Raw genomic sequence first — 20,773 nt, forward strand, 5'->3', positions numbered from 1 at the left:
AACAGGGGCTGCTTTTCGTTCATCATTACTGCTTCTGTATTGGAACGATTAATCATGCTACTATAAGTAATCAATAGACGAATTATAATATTATCCTTAAATATATAGACAAATAAATAAAACATCTATATATTAATATACAGATTAGATGTTTATCTATTTAGTCTATTTTGAATGATGGAGGATGTTAACGTGTTAAGTAACAAGTATGTACGGACGATTATGCTGTCAAATGTGCTATTGCAGCTCGGGGTATGGGTGCGGAATTTTGCGATTCTGCTGTATGTGACGGAGATTACGCAGAATGATCCTTATTATGTCTCGCTCATTTCGGTGGCTGAATACGGCCCGCTGTTTCTGTTCGCCATCATCGGGGGAACCTTCGCAGACCGCTGGCGTCCCAAACGGACCATGATCGTAAGCGATCTGTTGTCCGCGTGCTCAATCTTTGTTGTATTGCTGGTGGTCATGTCAGGCTCATGGCACGCCCTGTTGTTTGCAACAATGGTGTCGGCCGTCTTGTCCCAGTTCTCACAGCCTTCAGCGATGAAGCTGCTTAAGCAGCATGTGCCTGAAGAGCAGCTGCAGAGTGTAATGGCCATGTTTCAGTCGCTTACAGCCTTCTTCATGGTCATTGGTCCGGTGATCGGCACCTTCATCTATAGTCATTACGGCATTGAGGCCTCACTTGCTGTGATGGGCGGGATGTTCATCGGCTCGGCACTCATTCTGGTCAAGCTGCCCGCTGACCGGATGGAGGAGACCGGACAGGCCCGCAGCGGGTTCCTGGCGGAGATGATATCCGGACTGAATTATGTGCGTGCAAGCCGGGTACTGAAGAACCTTGGAGTAACGTTTGCCTTCGCCGGGCTTGCCGCCGGACTGGTTCAGCCGCTGGGTGTCTTCATCATTATGGAGAATCTGGGCAGAGACAAAGGCTTCCTGCAGTGGGTGATGATGGCGAATGGAGCGGCGATGCTGCTGGGTGGAATGTTTATTATGAGTAAAGGCAAAACTATGAAGCCGCAGACAATGTTATCCCTAGGCCTGCTGATCAGTGCGGCAGGAACGGTAGGGGTAGGCTGGTCGCATCACACAGCGCTCACGCTGGTGCTCCAGACGGTTAGCGGATTCTTTTACCCTTGTATTCATATCGGTATCAATACCCTGCTGCTCCGTCACACAGAGACTGCTTATATGGGCAGGGTGGGCGGCATTATGGGGCCGATGTTCATGGGCTTCATGGTGATAGGAATGTCTGTAGCCGGCTACGCCAAAGGCACGCTCTCCCTATCTGCAGTCTTCACCGGGAGCGGCATACTGTTCCTGATTGCGGTGCTGATTCTGCTGCCGCTGCTCAGAACGAAGGAGGCGGGCAGACAAGCACTCCAGAGCCGACTATGACATTTGTCATACATCAGAGTTGATATTTATGACTTACGGGGATGACACTTCTTTCTTTATACTGGAAATATAAGAAGTATCCTTGAATGGATGCATCCGAGGAGGAACCGATCCCGATGACCAACAACCAGATACCCCAGCTCTCTACATTGAAGAAAAGCGTAGCCCCTTACGAGAAAACAGACCTCAACACGAGCATAAAACAGCTCATTAATACGCTTGGGCCGCTAGTGCTATTATGGACCGCCGCTTACTTAAGCTTATCCGTGTCCTACTGGCTGACGCTGCTGTTCGCTATTCCGGCTGCCGGCTTTGTCATCCGCACCTTTATTATTTTTCATGACTGCTGTCATGGGTCGTTCTTCAAGAACCGCAAGGCCAATGATATTGTCGGCACCATCACCGGTGTGCTTACCCTGGTCCCTTACCGCCAGTGGAAGCACAGTCATTCGATTCATCACGCCGGAAGCAGCAATCTCGACAAAAGAGGCATCGGGGATATCTGGATCATGACGGTGGATGAATATGTGGCTGCTAAGCCGCTCCAGCGGCTCTATTACCGGATCTACCGTAACCCGCTGGTAATGTTCGTCATCGGACCGATTGCCGTATTCCTCATCCAGTACCGGTTCAATGCCAAAGGGGCAAGACGCAAGGAACGGATGAATACGTACCTGACCAATGTATCTATTGTGGGTCTATATACTGGAATCATTCTGCTCATAGGCTGGCAGGCGTTCCTGCTGGTACAGCTGCCGATTGTGTTCGTGTCCGGCTTCCTCGGCATCTGGCTGTTCTATGTACAGCACCAGTTCGAACATACTTACTTCGAGCATGATGAAGAGTGGAGCTACGTGAACGCCGCTGTAGAAGGAAGCTCTTACTATAAGCTGCCGAAGCTGCTACAATGGATTACCGGCAATATCGGATTTCACCATGTGCATCACTTGAGTCCGAAGGTGCCGAATTATAATCTGGAATTGGCTCACAATGCCAGCCCGCCTTTGCAAAAGGCAACCACCATTACACTCAGCACCAGTCTCGAAGCGCTGAAATACCGTCTTTGGGATGAAGAGCATAAGGTCTTTCTCAGCTTCAAGCAGTTGAAGCAGCGGTTGCGTAAGAGTGAGCCTGCCGTGAAAGAGGGGCTGAAGGTAATCAAACCGGGGTTCCAGAGCGAATAGAAGCGGTAACATGATAACATGCAGAAAGACAGATCCGGGGAGCAGGATGCCGGGTCTGGTCTTTCTTTTTAGAATACACACAGGTTGTTTCGAAGGAAGTTGCCGGTCGGAGGCTGGTTTATGTTAAAATGGGGGTATAAACTTGCTGGCAAAAAGGATGGCTAACATGCAGAAGTGGCATCATATTTTTCATAAAAGTACGGGACTGAGCCCTTATGTATGGGTTGTTTTTTACATTCTTCCGTTCTATTTTATCTTCCGATCCTCCTCCGCGGACCGCTGGGTGTATGGCATCCTGATGATTATGGTCTTCTTCGCCTGCTACGTGCTGTCGTTTAAGTCCAGGGGCTGGGTGGTCTATTTCTGGACCAGTGTGCAGATGATAGTTTCTGTTACGATGACGCTGCTGTTCGGGTACATGTACTTTGCGCTGTTTCTGGCTTTTTTTATCGGGAATATTCAGAAAAGAGCGGCCTTCTTCACCCTCTATCCGATCCATCTGCTGACGACGATTGTAGCCATTAACTATGAGCTGATTATGCGCAATCCCGTATTCCTCTCGCAGCTGCCGTTCGTGTTGGTCAGTATCATTGCTGTGGTGCTGCTTCCGGTCACAACCTATAACCGCAATAGGCAGGATAAGCTGGAGGAACAGCTGGAGGATGCCAACAAACGGATCTCCGAGCTGGGCATCATGGAAGAGCGTCAGCGGATCTCCCGGGATCTGCATGATACGCTGGGACAACGCCTGTCACTGATCGGACTCAAGAGTGACCTGGCCGGCAAGCTGATCACCAAGAATCCGGAACAGGCCATGATCGAAATTAACGATGTCCGTGTAACCGCCCGCAGCGCGCTTAAGGAAGTCCGGGAGATGATCACACAGATGCGGGGCATCCGGGTTGAAGATGAGCTGGTGCGCATCCGGCAATTCCTCCAGGCGGCGGAGATCGGTTATATACTGGAGGGTGATCCCGTTCTGACCAATACCTCGCTGATTACCGAGAATGTACTGAGCATGTGCATGAAGGAGGCGGTAACCAACGTGGTGAAGCATAGCGGCGCCTCGCTGTGCCGGATACAGATTGAATCTTCACGGACCGATCTGGTCATCAAGGTGAAGGACAACGGCGGAGGGATTGAGGGGACCAAGCTGTATCATAAGGGGCATGGTCTGCAGGGAATGCGGGAGCGGCTTGAGTTCGTGAATGGTTCGATGGAAGTGATCCAGGATGAAGGAACTACACTAGTGATTAAGGTGCCGAATGCGTCGCAGCAGCCGGACATGGAGGTGAACGCGCAATGATATCAATCGTGATAGCCGAAGACCAGCGGATGCTGCTGGGAGCACTGTCGGCGCTGCTGGACCTGGAGGAAGACATGCAGGTAGTCGGCAAGGCGGGCAACGGGGAAGAGGCTGTGAAGCTGGTGAAGCAGCTGCAGCCGGATATCTGTATTATGGATATTGAAATGCCGGCTATGACGGGCCTGGAAGCGGCAGAAGCCCTGAAGGGGGCAGGCTGCAAAATCATGATTCTGACCACATTTGCCCGGGCAGGGTACTTCGAGCGTGCGGTCAAGGCCGGAGTGGATGCCTATCTGCTTAAGGATAGTCCCAGCGAGGAGCTGGCGCTGTCGATCCGCAGTGTCATGGACGGCAAACGGATGTACGCGCCGGAGCTGATGGATGAAGCCTACAGCAAGGAAGCGAATCCGCTGACCGAGCGCGAGAAGGAAGTGCTGGGGCTGATCGCCGACGGCAAGAATACGAAGGAGATCGCCAGCCAGCTCTATATCACCACGGGTACGGTCCGCAACTATATCTCGGTCATTCTGGACAAGCTGGATGTGGGCAACCGGATTGAGGCGATTACGCGGTTTAAGGAGAAGGGCTGGTTCAAATAAAATATCCCTGCGGGGAAGCAGGAACGGCAGCTGTCTTTTAGGAGGGCTGGCCGTTTTTTTGTTCGACTTTTGTTCGATTATAGAGTTTACATAAACCGCTTAGAACGGAGCTTGACCAGAAGCGAATCTAGGACCTATCACCCATTTTTCATCTGAAAGCGGTTACTCTATTGGATCGGACGCTAAGATTTGCTAAAATAAATGCAAACATATGATCTTATTTGTAGTCGTTCCATGTGAAGCTGGGTAATAAATACTTGTGCCCCGTATGCACGTTCATTCATTCTGCTTACAATCCTAATTCAGCCGGGAGGAATCTAATTTGCCAGAGCTAACATCCACGTACGTCGATTCACTTGCACCCAATGCTGCTGCGATCAAGAACGGCCAGGGGCTGGTCCGCAAAAAGAGCTTTGTGGAGCTCCATCAGTCGGAGAACGGAGAGCTATTATTCGGAAAATGTGCCGGAAGCGGCAAAACGCCCTATGAGTGCTCAGTGGACTTCATCGCAGCAGACAGCCCGGTCTTCCGCTGCAGCTGCCCCAGCCGCCAATTCCCCTGCAAGCACGCACTAGGTCTGCTGTATGCCTATACCGAAGGCCAGACGTTCACACCTGCTCCGGTTCCCGAAGACATCGCATCGAAGCGCGAGAAGGCGGAGAAGCGGGAAGAGAACAAGGTGAAGCAGGCGGCTGAAGGAGCAGACCCCAAGCCGAAGAAGGTTAACAAATCCGCCTTGAAGAAAAAAATCAACGCGCAGCTCGAAGGGCTTGATCTGCTGGAAAAGCTGGTGCTCTCCTTCGTACGCAGCGGCCTGTCCACGATTGACAAGTCTGCGGCCAAGACGCTTCAGGGGCATGTGAAGCAGCTCGGGAACTATTATTTGTCCGGTGCCCAGATTGAGCTGCGCCGCTTCGCGAATCTGATGTTCAGCGGCAAGGATCAGGAGCAGAACTATACATATGCGGTGGAGCAGCTGACACGGCTACACGCATTTATCAAGAAGGGCCGGACGTATCTGCTGGCCCGGAGCGAGGACCCGGAGCTGGCGCTGGATCATGAATCCACCATTGATGAATGGCTGGGCCATGCCTGGCAGCTTAGCGAGTTGAAGGAATACGGGCTGGTAAAAGAGGGGGCAGAGCTGCTGCAGTTATCCTTCTACAGCTACAACGATGCGGCCCGCCAGGAGTTCGTAGACCTTGGCTTTTGGCTGGATCTCTCTGCGGAAGCCGGGGAGATCCGCCGGACCTTTAACTACCGCCCTTACAAGGCGGCGAAGCTGATGCGCGAGGAAGACAGCTTCTTCGACATTGCCGTGGTTCCACAGCTGTACACCTATCCCGGGGATATGAATGCCCGGATTAGATACGAGTCCATGTCTTCAAGACCGGTGCAAGGCACGGATCTTGAGCGGGCGGCCGCCAAGGCTCACCGTTCATATTCCGAGGTCTTCAAGAAGGTGAAGAACCAGATCAAGAACCCGCTGAGCGACAAGCAGCCGGTCATGCTGCTGCATGCCGCAGCTCTGGGCGTCACAGAGAACGGCCAGTATGTTATGACTGACGGGGAAGGAACAAGGCTCCTTCTGGAGGATATTCCGTCGATGCCGCAGGGCACAGTGGAACTGCTGCCGTTCCTTCCGGCAGGCGCCCGCGAAGATTGTACAGTTCTGGTCATGTTCGAGCATGACCTGGACCAGGGACGTCTGCGTGCCCAGCCGCTAAGTGTCATTAAGGACGAAGAGATCGTTCGTCTGCTGTACTAGAGTAATTTAACATTATCCACAAACCTTTATTCATATGGGAGGACAATCCATGAGCACAGCGTTATTGCAGGAGCTGCATCAGGAATACAGAAGACTGTATATTGCCGGAAGTGAGCTGGCGGCCGAAGATTTCCGCCTGAAGCGGCTGCTTCCGCAATTTCAGCAGCTAGGCGAGCGGTCACCGGTCTTTAAGAAGCTAGGCGAGGGAATCACGGCACTGATTGAACCGGGGAGCCCGGACGGTCCTGCCCCGGGCATTCAATTGCAGGAGAATACCCTGCTGCTGGAGTCCGTTCTGTATACTCAGGGAACGACAACCGTGGATGGAACTCCCGGACCCTTGCCGGTTCGGAAGTTCACCCTGCAGACGAATCAGACTTACCGGAAGCTTGCGCCTGTGCTGGAAGCACTCACCACTACCGGAAGCGGCAGATATGAGATTGTAGTGGATGCGTATAAGGATGGGGTCTTCCAGGATCTGCGATTGCTGCCGCTGGCGGTCTCTGCGCTGAACGACCCGTATGCGGAGCTGGCGGAATATGCGATGAATCATATTCTCCCGTCCTACGGGCCGGTCATTGCCAGCCACCTGCTGGAGAGTCTTAATCTCTCAGGGGGAAGAAGTGAGGTCCGCAAACTGGAGGTAATCTGGAAGGTCGGTGCAGACGAATACCTGGATAAGATCTTCCACGCTGCCGAGAGTGGAAGTGAGGAGGTCCGCGCTGCAGCCATCAGATGCCTGGGCGGTTATGAACAATTCACGCCCAACCTGCTGGAGTGGTCCACTGACAAGAAGAAAGCCATCCGCGAAGCGGCCTATGCGGCGCTGGCGGCAGGCGGTACGTTACAGGGAGGGGAACGGCTGGTTGAGGCATTCATCCAGAAGAAGGACCGCGAGATTCTGGGCAGAGTGCTGGCGGACGGGCATTCCGCAGAGGTGAGTGCCCGTCTGGCGGCATTATTCATGGAAGAGCTGCAGGCAGCCCCGCAGAAAAATGACGGCGTGAAGCTGACAGACAAGATATGGAATGAGCTTCTTCCCTTCCTTACCGCTCTTCGCCGGGTACGGAGTCAGCAGCTGGATGAAATCTACAGCTATATCCTTCAAGAGTATCCCCGGTTCTCGTCACTGGGCTGGATTCCGCTTTTGGACCACGCAGCCTTGTATAAAGAGAAAACTCCAGACGGTGCTGCTCTGGCAGAGCTTGCAGAGCTGGAGAAGCGGAGCGTGCGTTTCCTGCCGCATTATTTCCATGCCGCCCAGCAGTCTATAAGTCCGAAGGAGCTATTCGACCGGTTCGCCGGCGGAACCTTCTTGGATAAACTCAAAGCGCTTGTGGGTAAGGAGGCCAAGGATGCGGCTCAGCGCTCCCAGCTGCTGATTAATACCATTGAGGATCAGGTTGTGGATATCCGCCGGCGGAATTATGAAGTAGAGTGGGATGCAGCGGGAATCAGACAGCCTTACAGCAGGGAGATGCTTCCGGCTCAGGAGATTGCCGCAGCTTGGGACCCCCGCTGGCTGGACTGGTTCATCCAGCACAATGCTGTGAATCTGGCCAGTGCCTTTGCCCGGCCGGGTCACAAGGGCGTGCGGAACTTTCTGGTTGATAAGCTGCAGGACCTGTCCAAACGCCGTGCCAGTGATTTCATTCCCAACATCTTCAAGGGACTGGAAAGGGCCGGGGTGCCTGAGCCGGAGCGTCTGGAACTGTTGATGAGTGCCCTGGAGACTAAGAGTCCTCATAACCCGTATACCTTCGAATTGTATATATTTAAAATGATGGAGCGCTTCCCTGCCAGCTATGCCAGCCGTGTGGAAGCGGTTATTCCCAACTATAGATATGAATGCAAGCAGCAGCTGGAATATGTGCTGGCCAGCCTGCGGAGTGCCAAGAATACCTGACCCTTATAACAGCTACCCTGTTCCTCGAAGCCATACATTCTTAACTTTAGCTTTTCACAAAACAGTTGCAAGGAGAGGTGTACATGTCAACAGAACAAGATCAGCTTCAGGATTACATGCGTCTGCCTGCCGAAATCCTGTACCAGGATGAGCTGGAGGCTCTGCGCAAGGAGGACACCGGGCGTATTCCGGCCGGATGGCAGATGTCCCCGCGTTCAGTTCTCACGTTCATTACTGGCGGCAAGGCGGGCAAGACCGTGATTACGCCGAAATACATCGGCAACACCCGGCTGATCGAGATGGCGGTTGCCACACTGGTCACCGACCGTGCACTGCTGCTGATCGGAGAGCCGGGCACGGCGAAATCCTGGCTGTCCGAGAATCTGGCGGCGGCAATCTATGGCAACTCAGGCATGGTTGTTCAGGGGACAGCGGGAACAAGCGAAGAGCATGTACGCTATTCCTGGAACTATGCCATGCTCCTGGCGAACGGTCCAACGCCGGAAGCGCTGGTCAAGAGCCCGATTATGCGGGCGATGGAGGATGGCGGCATTGCCCGGTTCGAGGAAATTTCCCGCTGTGCTTCCGAGGTACAGGACGCGCTGATCTCAATTCTGTCGGAGAAGACGATCTCTGTGCCGGAGCTGGGCAAGGAGACCAGTGCCCGCAAGGGCTTCTCGATTATTGCCACTGCAAATACCCGGGACCGCGGAGTCAATGAAATGTCCGCTGCCCTGAAGCGGCGCTTCAATATCATTGTGCTGCCTGCGCCATCGGACCTTGAGACGGAGCTGTCCATTGTGAAGAAGCGTGTCGGCGAGATTGCCTCCTCCTATGAGCTGCAGGCTGCTGTTCCGGCGGATGAAGCGCTGCTGAAGGTGGTCACCATCTTCCGCGAGCTGCGCAGCGGCATGACGCTCGACAAGAAGGAGAAGGTGAAGACTCCAGCCGGTGTAATCTCCACGGCAGAAGCCATCTCGCTGCTGACGAACAGCATGGCTCTGGCAGCAAGCTTCGGGAGCGGAGAACTGACCGACGAGGATCTGGCAGCGGGACTCCAAGGGGCGATCGTCAAGGATGACGACAAGGATAAGCTGGTGTGGAAGGAATATCTGGATAATGTAATGAAGAAAAAAGGAGCGGACTGGCGCGGACTCTATCAAGCCTGCAAGGAGATGAACGAGTGAGCAGGGCAGCGGTTGCCGGCGTTCATGTCTTCGGAGTCCGGCATCTGTCTCCGGGCGGTGCCAGGCATGTCCTGGAATATTTGAACGAGCTGCAGCCGACCGCCGTGCTGATTGAGGGGCCGAGTGATGCAAGCGGAGAGATCCGTCATTTAACCCATGCGGTAACGAAGCCGCCGGTAGCTATTCTGGCCTTCACCGAGGATCTGCCCGTACGGACGGTACTCTGGCCGTTCGCTGTGTATTCCCCGGAATATCAGGGGATGAAATGGGCGCAGGAGCATGGAGCACAGGCAGAGTTCATCGACCTGCCTTCCTCAGTAACGCTGGGGCTGCAGGACGCGTTACGGCAGGATGCCGGCGGACGCCCGGAGCTTGCGGCTGTGGCTGAAGAACAGGGGGAGCCGGCGGAAGAGGAAGTCAGTGAGCCGGAGTCCGTATACAGCCGGATTGCCCGGCTTGCCGGTGAGCATGACTATGATATGTACTGGGAGCGTAATTACGAGCATAACGCCAGCAGCGGCGCATACCGAGCCGCGATTCTGGCCTTCTCTGCCCAGATGCGGGAGCTGTCGGAGTCCACGGAGCGTGCAGAGCAGCCGCGGGAATATGCTTATAACGCGTTGCGCGAATCTTATATGAGGCGGAGAATTAAGCTCAAGATTGAAGAAGGGCATCTGCCGGAGAAGATTGTTGTGATCTGCGGTGCATACCACGCCGCCGCACTGGCTGATCTCTCGGAGGGAATGAGCGATACGGAGCTTGCGTCATTGCCTACACGCTCTACCAAGCTGACGCTGATGCCTTATTCCTACTATAAGCTCTCCACTATGTCGGGTTACGGTGCGGGCAACACGGCTCCGCACTACTTCCAGATGATGTGGGAGCTGATGGCCTCAGGCCGCGCTGAGGAGCTGCCCCATCTCTATCTCTCCTCTGTGGCCCGGATGGTGCGCAGAGCAGGGACACACCGCTCCACTGCCGAAGTCATTGAAGCGGTGCGGCTGGCAGAGTCGCTGGCGGCGCTGCACGGTGGAAGCGCACCTACGCTGCGCGATCTGCGCGATGCCGCACAGACCTTGCTCGGCCACGGTGATCTGGCCGTTATCGCCGATTCGCTGGCCCGGGTGGATGTCGGTACGAATATCGGAAGGCTGGCCGATGGCGTCAGCCAGACGCCGATTCAGGATGACCTGAACCGGCTGCTGAAGCGCTACAAGCTGGAGAAGTACAGATCGACTGTAGCCAGCGACCTGACGCTGGATCTGCGCGAGAACCGCCGGGTGTCAAGCAGTGAAGCGGCTTATCTCGATCTGCACCGCTCGGTGCTGTTCCACCGGCTGGAGCTGCTCGGCATCCACTTCGCCCGGAATGTGCCGAGCGGCCAGTCCGGGGCGACCTGGGCAGAGCACTGGGTCCTCCAGTGGGCGCCGGAGGTAGAGATTGAGATCGTGGAGTCTACACTGCTGGGCGAGACCATTGAGGTGGCGGCAGCCTACGTGTTGCGCGAGAAGCTGCTGGAATGCAGCTCTATCGCTGAGGCCTCTGCGCTGATTGTCACCGCCTGCGAATGTGCCATGACCACGCAGATGGAGGAGAGCAGCCGCGTGCTGCAGCGCCTTGCGGTGGATAGCCGCGATGTCGTCTCGATTGCCACAGCGGCCAGCGAGCTGGCCAAGATCATCGGTTATGGCGACATCCGCAAGGTGGATACGGCCCCGTTCGTACCGCTGCTGGAGGAGCTGTTCCGCCGGGGCTGCCTGTTCCTGCTGGATGCCAGCGGCTGCAATGATGAAGCGGCGGCGCTGATGATAAGTGCAATGAATGACCTGAATAACATCTCGCAGGAGCATAGCGAGATTGCGGATACAGCTCTGTGGCTGCAGGAGCTGCTGCAGCTGGCGCAGCGGGATGACCGCAACCCGCGGCTGTCGGGCTTCGCCTGCGCGATCCTGATGGAGCGTGGAGCCATCCCTGCCGGGGAAGTAGCGGCGGAGGTGTCGCGCCGCTTGTCTCCGGGGATACCGGCGGACCTCGGGGCAGGCTGGTTCGAAGGGTTGTCCATGCGTAACCGCTATGGTCTGTTGTCGCGAATGAGCCTGTGGGAGCAGCTAAATGACTATATCAACGCCTTGGAGGATGAGGAATTCAAGCGTGCGCTGGTCTTCCTGCGCCGGGCGTTCAGTACCTTCTCCCCGCGTGAGAAGACGATGATCGCTGAGCTGCTGGGTGAGCTGTGGGGCGTGAACACAGAGCAGGCCGCCGAGATTCTGACAGGAGAACTGAAGGAGGAGGAAGCCAAAATGCTGGATGATCTGAATGATTTTGACTTCGGGGATCTATAGATGGGTGAAGAAGAGCTGAAGGAAGAGCTGAAGGAGGATAATCAGAACGGTGCCCTTACACGCTGGCGGCTGATTCTGGGGCAGGAAGCGGAAGAGGCCTTGCCCGGCTACGGTCAAGGCAGCGGTCGGACGCTAAGTGAGGAAGAGCTGATTATGGATGCGGCACTGGCGGCTATCTATAATGAGACAGGCGCAGGCAAGGCAGAAGGGAGTGCCGCTGCCGCATCGAAGGGCAGAGGTGCAGGCTCGGGACATGCTGCGATTAACCTGTCCAAGTGGCTCGGAGATGTGCGGAATTTCTTCCCGGAGGATGTGGTCTCGGTCATTCAGACTGATGCGATGGAGCGTAAGGGCTGGAAGCAGCTGCTCTTCGAGCCGGAGCTGCTGGCGGCAGTGAAGCCGGATATCCAGCTGGTGGGTACGCTGCTGGCACTTAAGGGCAAAATCCCGGAGAAAACCAAAGAAACCGCAAGGATGCTGGTCCAGGCGCTTGTGGATGAGCTGGTCAAGCTGCTGGAGACCGATATCCGCCGTGCGGTTACCGGAGCGCTTAATAAGCGGCAGCATTCCCCGCTGCCTTCACTAAGCGGACTGGACTGGAAACGGACGATCGAGCGCAATCTGAAGCATTATGATGCGGAGCGGCGGATGATTATCCCCGAGCGCTTCTTTTATTTCGACTGGGCCCGCCGCAGCAAGGAATGGACGGTTATCGTGGATATTGACCAGAGCGGCTCGATGGCCAGCTCTGTGATCTGGGCGTCGGTGATCGGCTCGATCTTCGCCAGTATCCCGGCGCTGAACACGCGTGTCGTTGCTTTTGACACCGAGGTGGTAGACTTGACGGAGCAATGTGCGAATGATCCTGTTGACATGCTCTTCGGCATCCAGCTCGGGGGCGGAACGGATATTCATAAGTCGGTGAAGTATTGCGAGCAGTTCATCGAGGAGCCGAAGAAGACGCTGTTCATTATCGTATCGGATCTGTACGAGAACGGCAATCAGGCCGGTCTGGTCCGGCGGATGCGCGAGCTGCGGGAATCCGGGGTGCGGACGATGACGCTGCTGGCCCTCTCCGATGAGGGTAAGCCTTCCTATGATGAACGGCTGGCCGCTCAGCTCGCCCGTGACGGAACCCCTTGCTTCGCCTGTACTCCGGCACTGCTGCCTGTCCTGGTGGAAGGGGCACTGAAGGGCCAGGAGCTGGGTGAATTGGCGAAGCGGCTGGGGATGACGCGGTAATTTTATTAGAAGAGGAAACACTTACTTTATAATCACATATTGTGTAACATGCCGCTATCATTTATAATCGGTTATTAAAAAGCACCTTTCGCTAGGCGCTGCTTGAAAGGAAATGAATTTCTTATGTCGAGGAAGCTCAGAGCGGGTATTGTTGGCGGTACCGGTATGGTCGGCCAGCGTTTCATTGCACTTTTGGAGAATCATCCATGGTTTCAGGTAACGGCGATTGCGGCGAGCGCGAATTCAGCCGGCAAGTCCTATGAGGAGTCTGTTCAAGGCAGATGGAAGCTCTCCACCCCTATGCCAGAAGCAGTCAAAGGCATTATGGTTCAAGACGCCTCCAAGGTAGAGGAAGTGGCTGCGGATGTGGATCTGATCTTCTGCGCCGTAGATATGAAGAAGGAAGAGATCAAGGCGCTGGAAGAAGCTTATGCGCGTACCGGAACTCCGGTGATCTCCAACAATTCGGCACACCGCTGGACACCTGATGTTCCGATGGTGATTCCCGAGATCAACCCGGAGCATCTGGAGGTTATCGCCCAGCAGCGCAAACGTCTGGGGACAGAGACCGGCTTCATCGCCGTGAAACCGAACTGTTCCATTCAGAGCTATATGCCTACTCTGAATGCACTTCATGAGTTCAAGCCTTCCAAGGTGGTTGTAACCACTTATCAGGCGATTTCAGGTGCAGGCAAGACCTTCGCGGACTGGCCGGATATGGTAGATAACGTGATTCCTTTCATTGGCGGGGAAGAAGAAAAGAGCGAGCAGGAGCCGCTCCGGATCTGGGGTAAGGTAACCAGTGAAGGGATCGTACCAAGCGAGCAGCCGGTAATCACCACACAGTGTATTCGTGTACCTGTGGCTGACGGCCATATGGCGGCTGTCTTTGCTTCCTTTGAGCAGAAGCCTTCCCGCGAGGAGATTCTGGAACGCTGGAACAGCTTCCAGGGGCGTCCGCAGGAGCTCGGTCTGCCGAGTGCTCCTAAGCAGTTCATCACGTATTTTGAGGAAGAGAACCGTCCGCAGACCCGTCTGGACCGCGATATTGAGAACGGCATGGGCATCTCCGCAGGACGCCTGCGCGAGGATTCACTGTACGATTACAAATTCGTCAGCCTGTCCCACAATACGGTGAGAGGCGCTGCCGGCGGTGCGGTACTGATCGCTGAATTGCTTAAGGCCGAAGGATATATTCAGCCTAAATAAGCCACTCTATGCTCTTGGATAGATACCTGTTATGCAGCCTGCCGGAGGCTCTCCGCGCAGGCTGTTTGCAGTTGGGCCTGACAATCCGCCCGAAATAATGGTAAGATAGAGTAATGTACGACGAAAACTGAATATTGACGGAGTGATATTGTGGCAAAAAGTAAAGGCGGCGGCACAGGCAGAGGAACAGGCAGCAAGGGCTGGACCCGCTGGAATAAGACGGCAAAACCCGTGAAGCCGGCCCGAAGCGGCCCTCCCGGAAGCCCAGGTGCCAAAGGAGCCAAACCGGCTAAGAGCAGCAGCGGCAGCAACAAAACCGGAGGCGCTAAATAAGCGGACATCTGCCCATTGATAATTACCAAATATAAGGGTTATAGGTTGGAGGCAACATCTGATGGCTATGTGAATCAGGTGTTCTTTCATATGTAGGACCTGAAAGCGGGTACTTCATGAGAATTAACAAATACATCAGTGAGACCGGTATCTATCCGCGCAGAGAGACGAACCGGCTGATTGCCGCCGGAAGGATCACGATTAACGGGAAGGTCTGTACGCCTGGAGCAAGCGTGGAGCCTGGAGATACGGTAGCTGTAGACGGGATTACTGTGACTCCAGACCGGGAGGAGCGGGTCTACCTGGCGCTGAACAAGCCGGTAGGCATTACCTGTACAGCCGCCCGGCATGTGGAAGGGAATATCGTAGATTATATCAACTATCCCTCCCGGATTTTTGCCGTCGGCAGATTGGACAAGCACTCGGAAGGGCTGATTCTGCTGACCAATGACGGGTCGATTGTCAACCGGATGATGCGTTCCGAGCATAGTCATGAGAAGGAGTACCGGGTGAGCGTGGATAAGCCGGTCACGGAAGACTTTTTGGCGGAGATGTCAGCGGGTGTAGATATTCTGAAGACCCGGACCAAGCCATGCCTCACCCGGCGGATCTCGGATCAGGAGTTCATGATTATTCTGACCCAAGGGCTGAATCTGCAGATCCGCCGGATGTGCAAGGCGCTGGGCTACCGTGTGCTCCGCCTGGAGCGGATACGGATTATGCATATCACGCTCAGTGGTCTTCCGCAAGGGCAGTGGAGACGGCTGACGGAGGAAGAGCTCGAAGAGCTTCATGCCAGACTGGAAGATTAGGGGCAACTCACATACCAGTACGGCTTCCGAAGTGGGCTCCCGGACAGGTATACAGGAAGTCATGCTACCACGACACGACATTTAGGAGGATTACATGCGGATTATTAGCTTATTGATAGCCTTAGCGATCATAGCGGGTTGCTCAAGAACAGGGGATGGCGGATCAGCAGATCCGTCTGCAGCGCCAGCCGCTTCCCCGGCAGCGGATCTCTCAGCAGCACCTGGAGGGCATCAGGAGGAAGACGCGGCTGCCGCAGCGCTCGCGGAAGTGTCCCCTGAGATTGCAGATGAATATTCGGGATTCGTACATATGGATGCGGTTCAGTTGAACGGGCAGATTTTTCAGGTGTATTACTGGAATAAGGGAGAGTTCAGCTATACACAGTTCGCCATCGTTAAGGAGGGCAAAATGGTCTTTGACAGCAAGAAGGCCGGGCTTACCCTGGAAGGCGGCGGCATTTGGAATGAGGAGGAGCAGCTCTGGGCTGAAGCCGTGGTGCAGAACAACCGGAATACCTTCTTGTTCAGTCTGATGGACAACCGTCCCGCCTACGCGTCAATTGTGGTCGAAGAGATCGACGGAACGATGCAGGTAACGGTTAACGATCTGTTCAGCGTGAATTATGAGGATGTGGATCAGGACGGGAGCGAGGATCTGCTGGCCAGCCCTTATCCGGGTCAATCCCCCCTGGGTCCGGCGCTGATGGGCATCTACCAGCTGGAAGGGACGAATTATGTGCCGGATGAGCTGCTAACCAAGCAATATGCGGTAGATCAGCTTCAGCTCAGTGAGCAGGAGTATAAAAACAATCCGTCCGAGCAGACGTTAGAGCAGCTGCTGAACGCCTACCTGATTCTCGGGCAGCGCAGTGTCGCGCTGACGCGGTTCGAAGAGTTCCATGAGTGGGCCGGACAGCTTGCCGGTGACGGCGGGTATGTGGACGAATATCAACGGCTGCTGCGCAGCACGGAGACGGCAGAACAAATCAGCGGCTGGATGGACAAGCTGAAGCCGCTGCGTACTACGCGATAAGCCGGACTGATCGCGGACAGGAAGAGAAGGGATTCCCAGAGCAGGTGATGCTGCTCCGGGAATCCCTTTTTATGTGCGGCCGCGCTATTGGCTTATGAATCTTCCCGCTGAAACTGCTTGTTGTACAAATCACGGTATACCCCATTCTCTGCCAGCAGGGAAGCGTGCTGCCCCGACTCCACAATTCTGCCGTCCTGAACAACCAGAATATTGTCGGCTGCCATGATGGTGGATAGACGGTGGGCGATGACCATGCTGGTCTTGCCGCGCAGCAATTCATGCATGGCTTGCTGGATGTAATATTCCGATACCGTGTCCAGCGACGAGGTGGCCTCGTCCATAATGATGATGGGCGGATTCTTGAGCAGCACGCGCGCGATGGACATCCGCTGCTTTTCGCCGCCGGACAGCTTGATTCCCCGGTTGCCGACAACCGTGTTGTAGCCCTCAGGCAGCTTCAGAATGAAATCATGAATAAAAGCAGCTTCGCAGGCGGCCGTCAGCTCGGCTTCCGTGGCTTCAGCGTTGGCATAGAGCAGATTCTCGCGGATCGTCCCGTTGAACAGGTACGTGTCCTGGGTGACTAGGCCAATCTGTGAGCGAAGCGAATGCAGCGTGAACTCGCGGATGTCCTTGCCGCCGATACGGATCACGCCTGAATCCAGCTCATAGAGCCGGGGAATCAGGTTGGTAATGGTGGTTTTGCCTGCTCCGCTGGGTCCGACCAGGGCAGTCAGTGATCCGGCGGCTGCCGTGAAGGAGATCCCGCTCAGCGCGGGCTTGTCCGGGGCGTAGGCGAAATTCACCTGCTCGAAGACGATGTCTTGTCCCTCAACCCGGCTTGGAAGAGCCAGCTTAGCATCCACAATTAGCGGGTCCATATCAAAATAGTCAAAAATCCGTTCAAACAGCGCCACCGAACGGTTCACATCCACATAGAGATTGGTCATCTGCATAACCGGAATATACAATCTGCTCAGCAGTGCCACGAAGGTGATAATTGCTCCAATGCTCAGCTCTCCCTGGATGAATAAATAACCCCCGTACAGATAAATCAGCATCGGCCCGATACTGGTAAAGGTGGTAAGGACCAGCATAAACCAGCGGCCGGCCATCGATTCGCGGATCTGCAGCCGTGTCGCCTGGGCGTTTACGGTCTGGAAGCTTGCCAGCGCGGTGTCCTCTCTGGTGAACAGCTTCATAAGCATGTACCCGCTGAGGCTGAGCGTCTCTTCAATGATCTGATTCTGCTCCGAGATCTTCTCCTGCGTCTCTTTGGCCAGCTTCCAGCGGACATTGCCCATTTTGCGGGTGGGCACGATGAATAAGGGAATGACCAGGATGCCTAGCAGCGCAAGCTTCCAGTTCATGATGAACAGGGTTACCGCCGTGGAGATGAGAATGAACAGATTGCTGGCACAATTGACGATGGTGCTGTTGAAGACGCCCTGAATTCCGGCAATGTCACTGGTCATCCGGGTGATGACCTCGCCTTGCTTGACGCCTGAGTAGAACTGCAGCGGCATGCTCTGCAGATGGCGGTACATCTGGTTTTTCATATCATGGACAATATTCTGGGAGATAAAAGAGTTCAAATAATTCTGCAGCACGCCGAGCAGTCCTGACACAACCGTTGTAGCCAGCGAGGCGGCAACGAGCAGGAAGAGCAGCTGCAGATTCTTGTCCGGGAGCGCCCGGTCAATGATCTGCTGAATCAGGATAGGAGGGAGCAACCCCAGCACTGCGGAGATGCACAGCACGGTCATCACCAGCAGCGTCTGCTTCCAGTATGGGACGAAATATTTGACGATGCGTAATAGCAGGGCTTTGGATATATCCGGCTTCGCCTCCTCCTCATCGAACTTTAATTTGCCATGCCCGAAGCCTCCTCCGGGTCCCATGGCTCTGAAGCCTCTCGACAATAGGGTCACCAGCTTTGCTTGAATTTTAGGGATACTATATATGTAAAAAAAATCCTGAAACATGTCTGTCATGGGCATTATACGCCTGGATTTTACGGAAGTAAATGCTAAACTGGATAAGCCGGAATGAAGTGGAGAACGAGATTGCAGCCTTAAGCTTGGGAGGGGAGAAGCAGAATGATTATTGTTGCACAGGGATATGAAAATAAAGGGCTCCGATACACGGTGAGATCCGCCGTACCGCAGGATGCCCATCAGTTATCAGCGCTGAGGCTGAAGATCGACGGGGAGACGGAGAATTTAGACCGGGTTCAGGGGGAAGCATTCATCGGCCCGGAGGGCTTCCGGTCGCTTATAGCGGCGGATACGGCCAGCGGCACGAACCTGTTCCTGGTTGCCGAGGTTCAGGAGAGGCTGGCGGGCTTCGCCAGATGTGAAGGAAGTCCGCTTCGCAGGCTGGCCCATCAGGCCGAGTTCGGAGTCGGGGTGCTGCAGGAATTCTGGGGATATGGAATCGGCAGGAGCCTGCTGGAGCAGTCTATCGGCTGGGCGGATACCATCAGTCTGGAGAAGCTGAGCCTGAAGGTTCTGGAGGGGAATGACAAGGCGATCCGGCTCTATGAGCGCCTTGGCTTCGAGGTCGAGGGTGTCCTGCGCAGAGACAAGCGGCTGGCAGACGGACAATTCTATTCTACTATTGTTATGGGAAGATTACGTGGGGATAGAGGGGGTAGCGTAGGTCGAATGTAATCGAAAAACCGATCATAATTGGACAAGGATGGATGGCGTAAAATAAGTTGTGTACCAAGATTTGGAGCCTAGTCAGGCACCAAAAAAGTAGGGTATCCTCGGGATTGCGAAACCACCAAGGAGGAACCCTACCAATGAATATTTTACCCGAAAGTTCGCTGAATAATCTATTTGAAAAACTTGTTAAAGATTTTGTAAAAGACAACATGGAACGCCTGTTGCGCGCCGAAATCCAGGGGTTTATGGACAGTGAAGAAGCCGGTGCCAGCAATAGTCGCAACGGCTACTATACGCGAGATTTACACACGAAATACGGCCATATCGAGGATCTTCAGGTGCCCCGGGACCGCCAAAGCCTTTTCCAGACGCAGTTGTTTGAGCCGTACCAGCGGCGGGACGGATGGTTAGAAGAGGCCGTCATCCAAATGTATAAATCGGGCATGGGTACGCGGGATGTGGCCCGGTTCATTGAAAGTATGTTTGGCAGCCACTACTCCCCCACCACGGTCAGCAATATTACGGCTACGGTGCTAGACGATATCCACCAGTGGCAGAAACGGCCACTGAGCAAACGGTACTCCGTCATCTATTTAGATGGGCTGTACGTGAAGCTGAAACGGGGCACGGTTCGTGGTGAAGTGGTCTACTTTGCGATGGGAATTGACGAGGAGGGACAGCGTCAAATTCTCGGGTTCTACGTGGGTGGCCAAGAGAGTTCGAATGGCTGGCGGGAGGTACTCAAAGACCTGTACGACCGCGGAGCGCAGGAAGTCCTGCTGGGTTTGTTTGACGGGCTACCGGGACTGGATGCGGCGTTTAAAGAGACCTATCCTCAGGCGGATGTACAGCATTGCGTAGTGCACAAAGTGCGGGCCACGTTTCATAAAATTCGGATGGAGCACAAAACCGATGTCATGGAGGCGTTGAAAACCGTATATACCGCACCGGATGAAGTGGTAGCCCGGGCTAACTTTGATACGGTCAAAGCGAAGTGGAACAAGCTGTATCCGAAGGAAATGAGGTCCTGGGAGGAACAGTTATCCACACTCCTGACGTTCTACAACTATCCGCTGTCGATCCGTAAAGCGATCTACACGTCGAACCCCATCGAGCGGATGAACAAGGAAATCCGCAAGCGTCTGAAACCGATGAACAGTCTGACAAACATGGATGCCGCAGAGAAAATCGTGTACCTGGAGATGCTGGAATACAATGAACGTCATGCAGGGCGGGTCGCCCAAGGCTTTGGAGTGGATGCCGTTAAAAAGAAGCTAAAAGAGCTATTCGAAACACGCTACCCCTCTTTGCCCACACCGGAAGAGGCGTAGCAGAGAAATCCAGTTTCTGGGAGTCGGGGTTCCCCCTCCCCCAGAAACACTACATCCCAACCCGTAACCCGGGGGAGGCACTTCTACTCAGGATTTTACACAAACTTCTTGACGCTACCACATCGAAAAACCGATCATAATTGGATGCGCCGCGTAGGCCGAATGTAATCGAAAAACCGATCATAATTGGATTGGGCGCGCCACGTAAGCCGAATGTAATCGAAAAACCGATCATAATTGGACAGGGCGCGCCGCGTAGGCCGAATGTAATCGAAAAACCGATCATAATTGGATTGGGCGCGCCATAAGCCGAATGTAATCGGAAAACCGATCATAATTGGATTGGGCGCGCCACGTAAGCCGAATGTAATCGAAAAACCGATCATAATTGGACAGGATGCGCCGCGTAGGCCGAATGTAATCGAAAAACCGATCATAATTGAATTGG

16 protein-coding genes are annotated in these 20,773 nt (G+C 54.5%); 15 read left to right on the top strand and 1 reads right to left on the bottom strand.

All coding sequences use genetic code 11. The features are described from left to right. The first annotated feature begins 192 nt into the window (after positions 1–192). The 13 genes from NYE26_RS12420 (at position 193) to NYE26_RS12480 (ending at position 16,325) form a co-directional block, all read left to right on the top strand. Entirely contained in the window at positions 193–1,404 is a 1,212-nt protein-coding gene (locus tag NYE26_RS12420) for an MFS transporter (RefSeq protein WP_339256168.1), read from the top strand. Positions 1,405–1,520: 116 nt separating this feature from the next. Beyond that, positions 1,521–2,588 carry a fatty acid desaturase gene (locus NYE26_RS12425; protein ID WP_036730133.1) on the top strand — a complete coding sequence of 356 codons (1,068 nt, stop codon included), beginning with the start codon at positions 1,521–1,523 and terminating at the stop codon, positions 2,586–2,588. Positions 2,589–2,754: 166 nt separating this feature from the next. Beyond that, positions 2,755–3,894 (top strand): sensor histidine kinase, encoded by a 1,140-nt coding sequence (locus NYE26_RS12430; protein WP_036729207.1) that lies wholly within the window; start codon positions 2,755–2,757, stop codon positions 3,892–3,894. After that, a complete protein-coding gene (locus NYE26_RS12435) occupies positions 3,891–4,493 on the top strand; it encodes a response regulator transcription factor (protein ID WP_036729204.1) in 603 nt (200 codons plus the stop codon). Before NYE26_RS12430 ends, NYE26_RS12435 begins: the two co-directional genes overlap by 4 nt. 322 nt (positions 4,494–4,815) lie before the next feature. After that, complete coding sequence (locus tag NYE26_RS12440) at positions 4,816–6,261, top strand: SWIM zinc finger family protein (RefSeq protein WP_339256171.1); 1,446 nt, start codon at positions 4,816–4,818, stop codon at positions 6,259–6,261. Positions 6,262–6,310: 49 nt separating this feature from the next. Further along, the gene (locus NYE26_RS12445) at positions 6,311–8,167 is read left to right on the top strand and encodes a HEAT repeat domain-containing protein (protein ID WP_339256173.1); all 1,857 of its coding nucleotides are present in this window, start codon (positions 6,311–6,313) and stop codon (positions 8,165–8,167) included. Between the two features lie 83 nt (positions 8,168–8,250). Further along, positions 8,251–9,354, top strand: a complete 1,104-nt coding sequence (locus NYE26_RS12450; protein ID WP_076074576.1) for an AAA family ATPase — start codon at positions 8,251–8,253, stop codon at positions 9,352–9,354. Then, complete coding sequence (locus NYE26_RS12455) at positions 9,351–11,696, top strand: DUF5682 family protein (RefSeq protein WP_339256175.1); 2,346 nt, start codon at positions 9,351–9,353, stop codon at positions 11,694–11,696. Before NYE26_RS12450 ends, NYE26_RS12455 begins: the two co-directional genes overlap by 4 nt. Next, complete coding sequence (locus tag NYE26_RS12460; protein ID WP_339256177.1) at positions 11,697–12,938, top strand: VWA domain-containing protein; 1,242 nt, start codon at positions 11,697–11,699, stop codon at positions 12,936–12,938. A gap of 123 nt (positions 12,939–13,061) precedes the next feature. Continuing rightward, positions 13,062–14,147: an aspartate-semialdehyde dehydrogenase gene (asd, locus tag NYE26_RS12465; RefSeq protein ID WP_209873247.1), complete on the top strand. Its 1,086-nt coding sequence runs from the start codon at positions 13,062–13,064 to the stop codon at positions 14,145–14,147. Positions 14,148–14,294: 147 nt separating this feature from the next. Continuing rightward, on the top strand, positions 14,295–14,480 hold the full coding sequence (locus NYE26_RS12470) for a DUF3934 family protein (protein ID WP_036729188.1): 186 nt from the start codon (positions 14,295–14,297) through the stop codon (positions 14,478–14,480). 116 nt (positions 14,481–14,596) lie between these two features. Next, positions 14,597–15,292 carry a pseudouridine synthase gene (locus NYE26_RS12475; RefSeq protein ID WP_339256179.1) on the top strand — a complete coding sequence of 232 codons (696 nt, stop codon included), beginning with the start codon at positions 14,597–14,599 and terminating at the stop codon, positions 15,290–15,292. A gap of 94 nt (positions 15,293–15,386) precedes the next feature. Further along, complete coding sequence (locus tag NYE26_RS12480; protein ID WP_339256181.1) at positions 15,387–16,325, top strand: hypothetical protein; 939 nt, start codon at positions 15,387–15,389, stop codon at positions 16,323–16,325. A gap of 92 nt (positions 16,326–16,417) precedes the next feature. Here the strand turns inward: NYE26_RS12480 and NYE26_RS12485 are convergent, their stop codons facing one another. Beyond that, positions 16,418–18,226 (bottom strand): ABC transporter ATP-binding protein, encoded by a 1,809-nt coding sequence (locus tag NYE26_RS12485; RefSeq protein WP_339256183.1) that lies wholly within the window; start codon positions 18,224–18,226, stop codon positions 16,418–16,420. A gap of 198 nt (positions 18,227–18,424) precedes the next feature. Between NYE26_RS12485 and NYE26_RS12490 the strand changes: the two genes are divergently transcribed. Both NYE26_RS12490 and NYE26_RS12495 read left to right on the top strand, forming a co-directional pair. Next, positions 18,425–18,997 (top strand): GNAT family N-acetyltransferase, encoded by a 573-nt coding sequence (locus tag NYE26_RS12490; RefSeq protein ID WP_339256185.1) that lies wholly within the window; start codon positions 18,425–18,427, stop codon positions 18,995–18,997. Positions 18,998–19,131: 134 nt separating this feature from the next. Then, entirely contained in the window at positions 19,132–20,325 is a 1,194-nt protein-coding gene (locus tag NYE26_RS12495) for an IS256 family transposase (protein WP_339256187.1), read from the top strand. Positions 20,326–20,773 lie beyond the last annotated feature (448 nt).

The organism is Paenibacillus sp. FSL P2-0136 (assembly GCF_037975325.1).
GTDB classification, from domain to species: domain Bacteria; phylum Bacillota; class Bacilli; order Paenibacillales; family Paenibacillaceae; genus Paenibacillus_AQ; species Paenibacillus_AQ silagei.

What these genes read in the sequence shown, in the direction of transcription:
- NYE26_RS12425 (WP_036730133.1), top strand. Translation starts at nt 1,521, where the DNA reads ATGACCAACAACCAGATACCCCAGCTCTCTACATTGAAGAAAAGCGTA.
- NYE26_RS12430 (WP_036729207.1), top strand. Translation starts at nt 2,755, where the DNA reads ATGCAGAAGTGGCATCATATTTTTCATAAAAGTACGGGACTGAGCCCT.
- NYE26_RS12435 (WP_036729204.1), top strand. Translation starts at nt 3,891, where the DNA reads ATGATATCAATCGTGATAGCCGAAGACCAGCGGATGCTGCTGGGAGCA.
- NYE26_RS12445 (WP_339256173.1), top strand. Translation starts at nt 6,311, where the DNA reads ATGAGCACAGCGTTATTGCAGGAGCTGCATCAGGAATACAGAAGACTG.
- NYE26_RS12450 (WP_076074576.1), top strand. Translation starts at nt 8,251, where the DNA reads ATGTCAACAGAACAAGATCAGCTTCAGGATTACATGCGTCTGCCTGCC.
- NYE26_RS12460 (WP_339256177.1), top strand. Translation starts at nt 11,697, where the DNA reads ATGGGTGAAGAAGAGCTGAAGGAAGAGCTGAAGGAGGATAATCAGAAC.
- asd (WP_209873247.1), top strand. Translation starts at nt 13,062, where the DNA reads ATGTCGAGGAAGCTCAGAGCGGGTATTGTTGGCGGTACCGGTATGGTC.
- NYE26_RS12475 (WP_339256179.1), top strand. Translation starts at nt 14,597, where the DNA reads ATGAGAATTAACAAATACATCAGTGAGACCGGTATCTATCCGCGCAGA.
- NYE26_RS12480 (WP_339256181.1), top strand. Translation starts at nt 15,387, where the DNA reads ATGCGGATTATTAGCTTATTGATAGCCTTAGCGATCATAGCGGGTTGC.
- NYE26_RS12485 (WP_339256183.1), bottom strand. Translation starts at nt 18,226, where the DNA reads ATGGGACCCGGAGGAGGCTTCGGGCATGGCAAATTAAAGTTCGATGAG.
- NYE26_RS12490 (WP_339256185.1), top strand. Translation starts at nt 18,425, where the DNA reads ATGATTATTGTTGCACAGGGATATGAAAATAAAGGGCTCCGATACACG.
- NYE26_RS12495 (WP_339256187.1), top strand. Translation starts at nt 19,132, where the DNA reads ATGAATATTTTACCCGAAAGTTCGCTGAATAATCTATTTGAAAAACTT.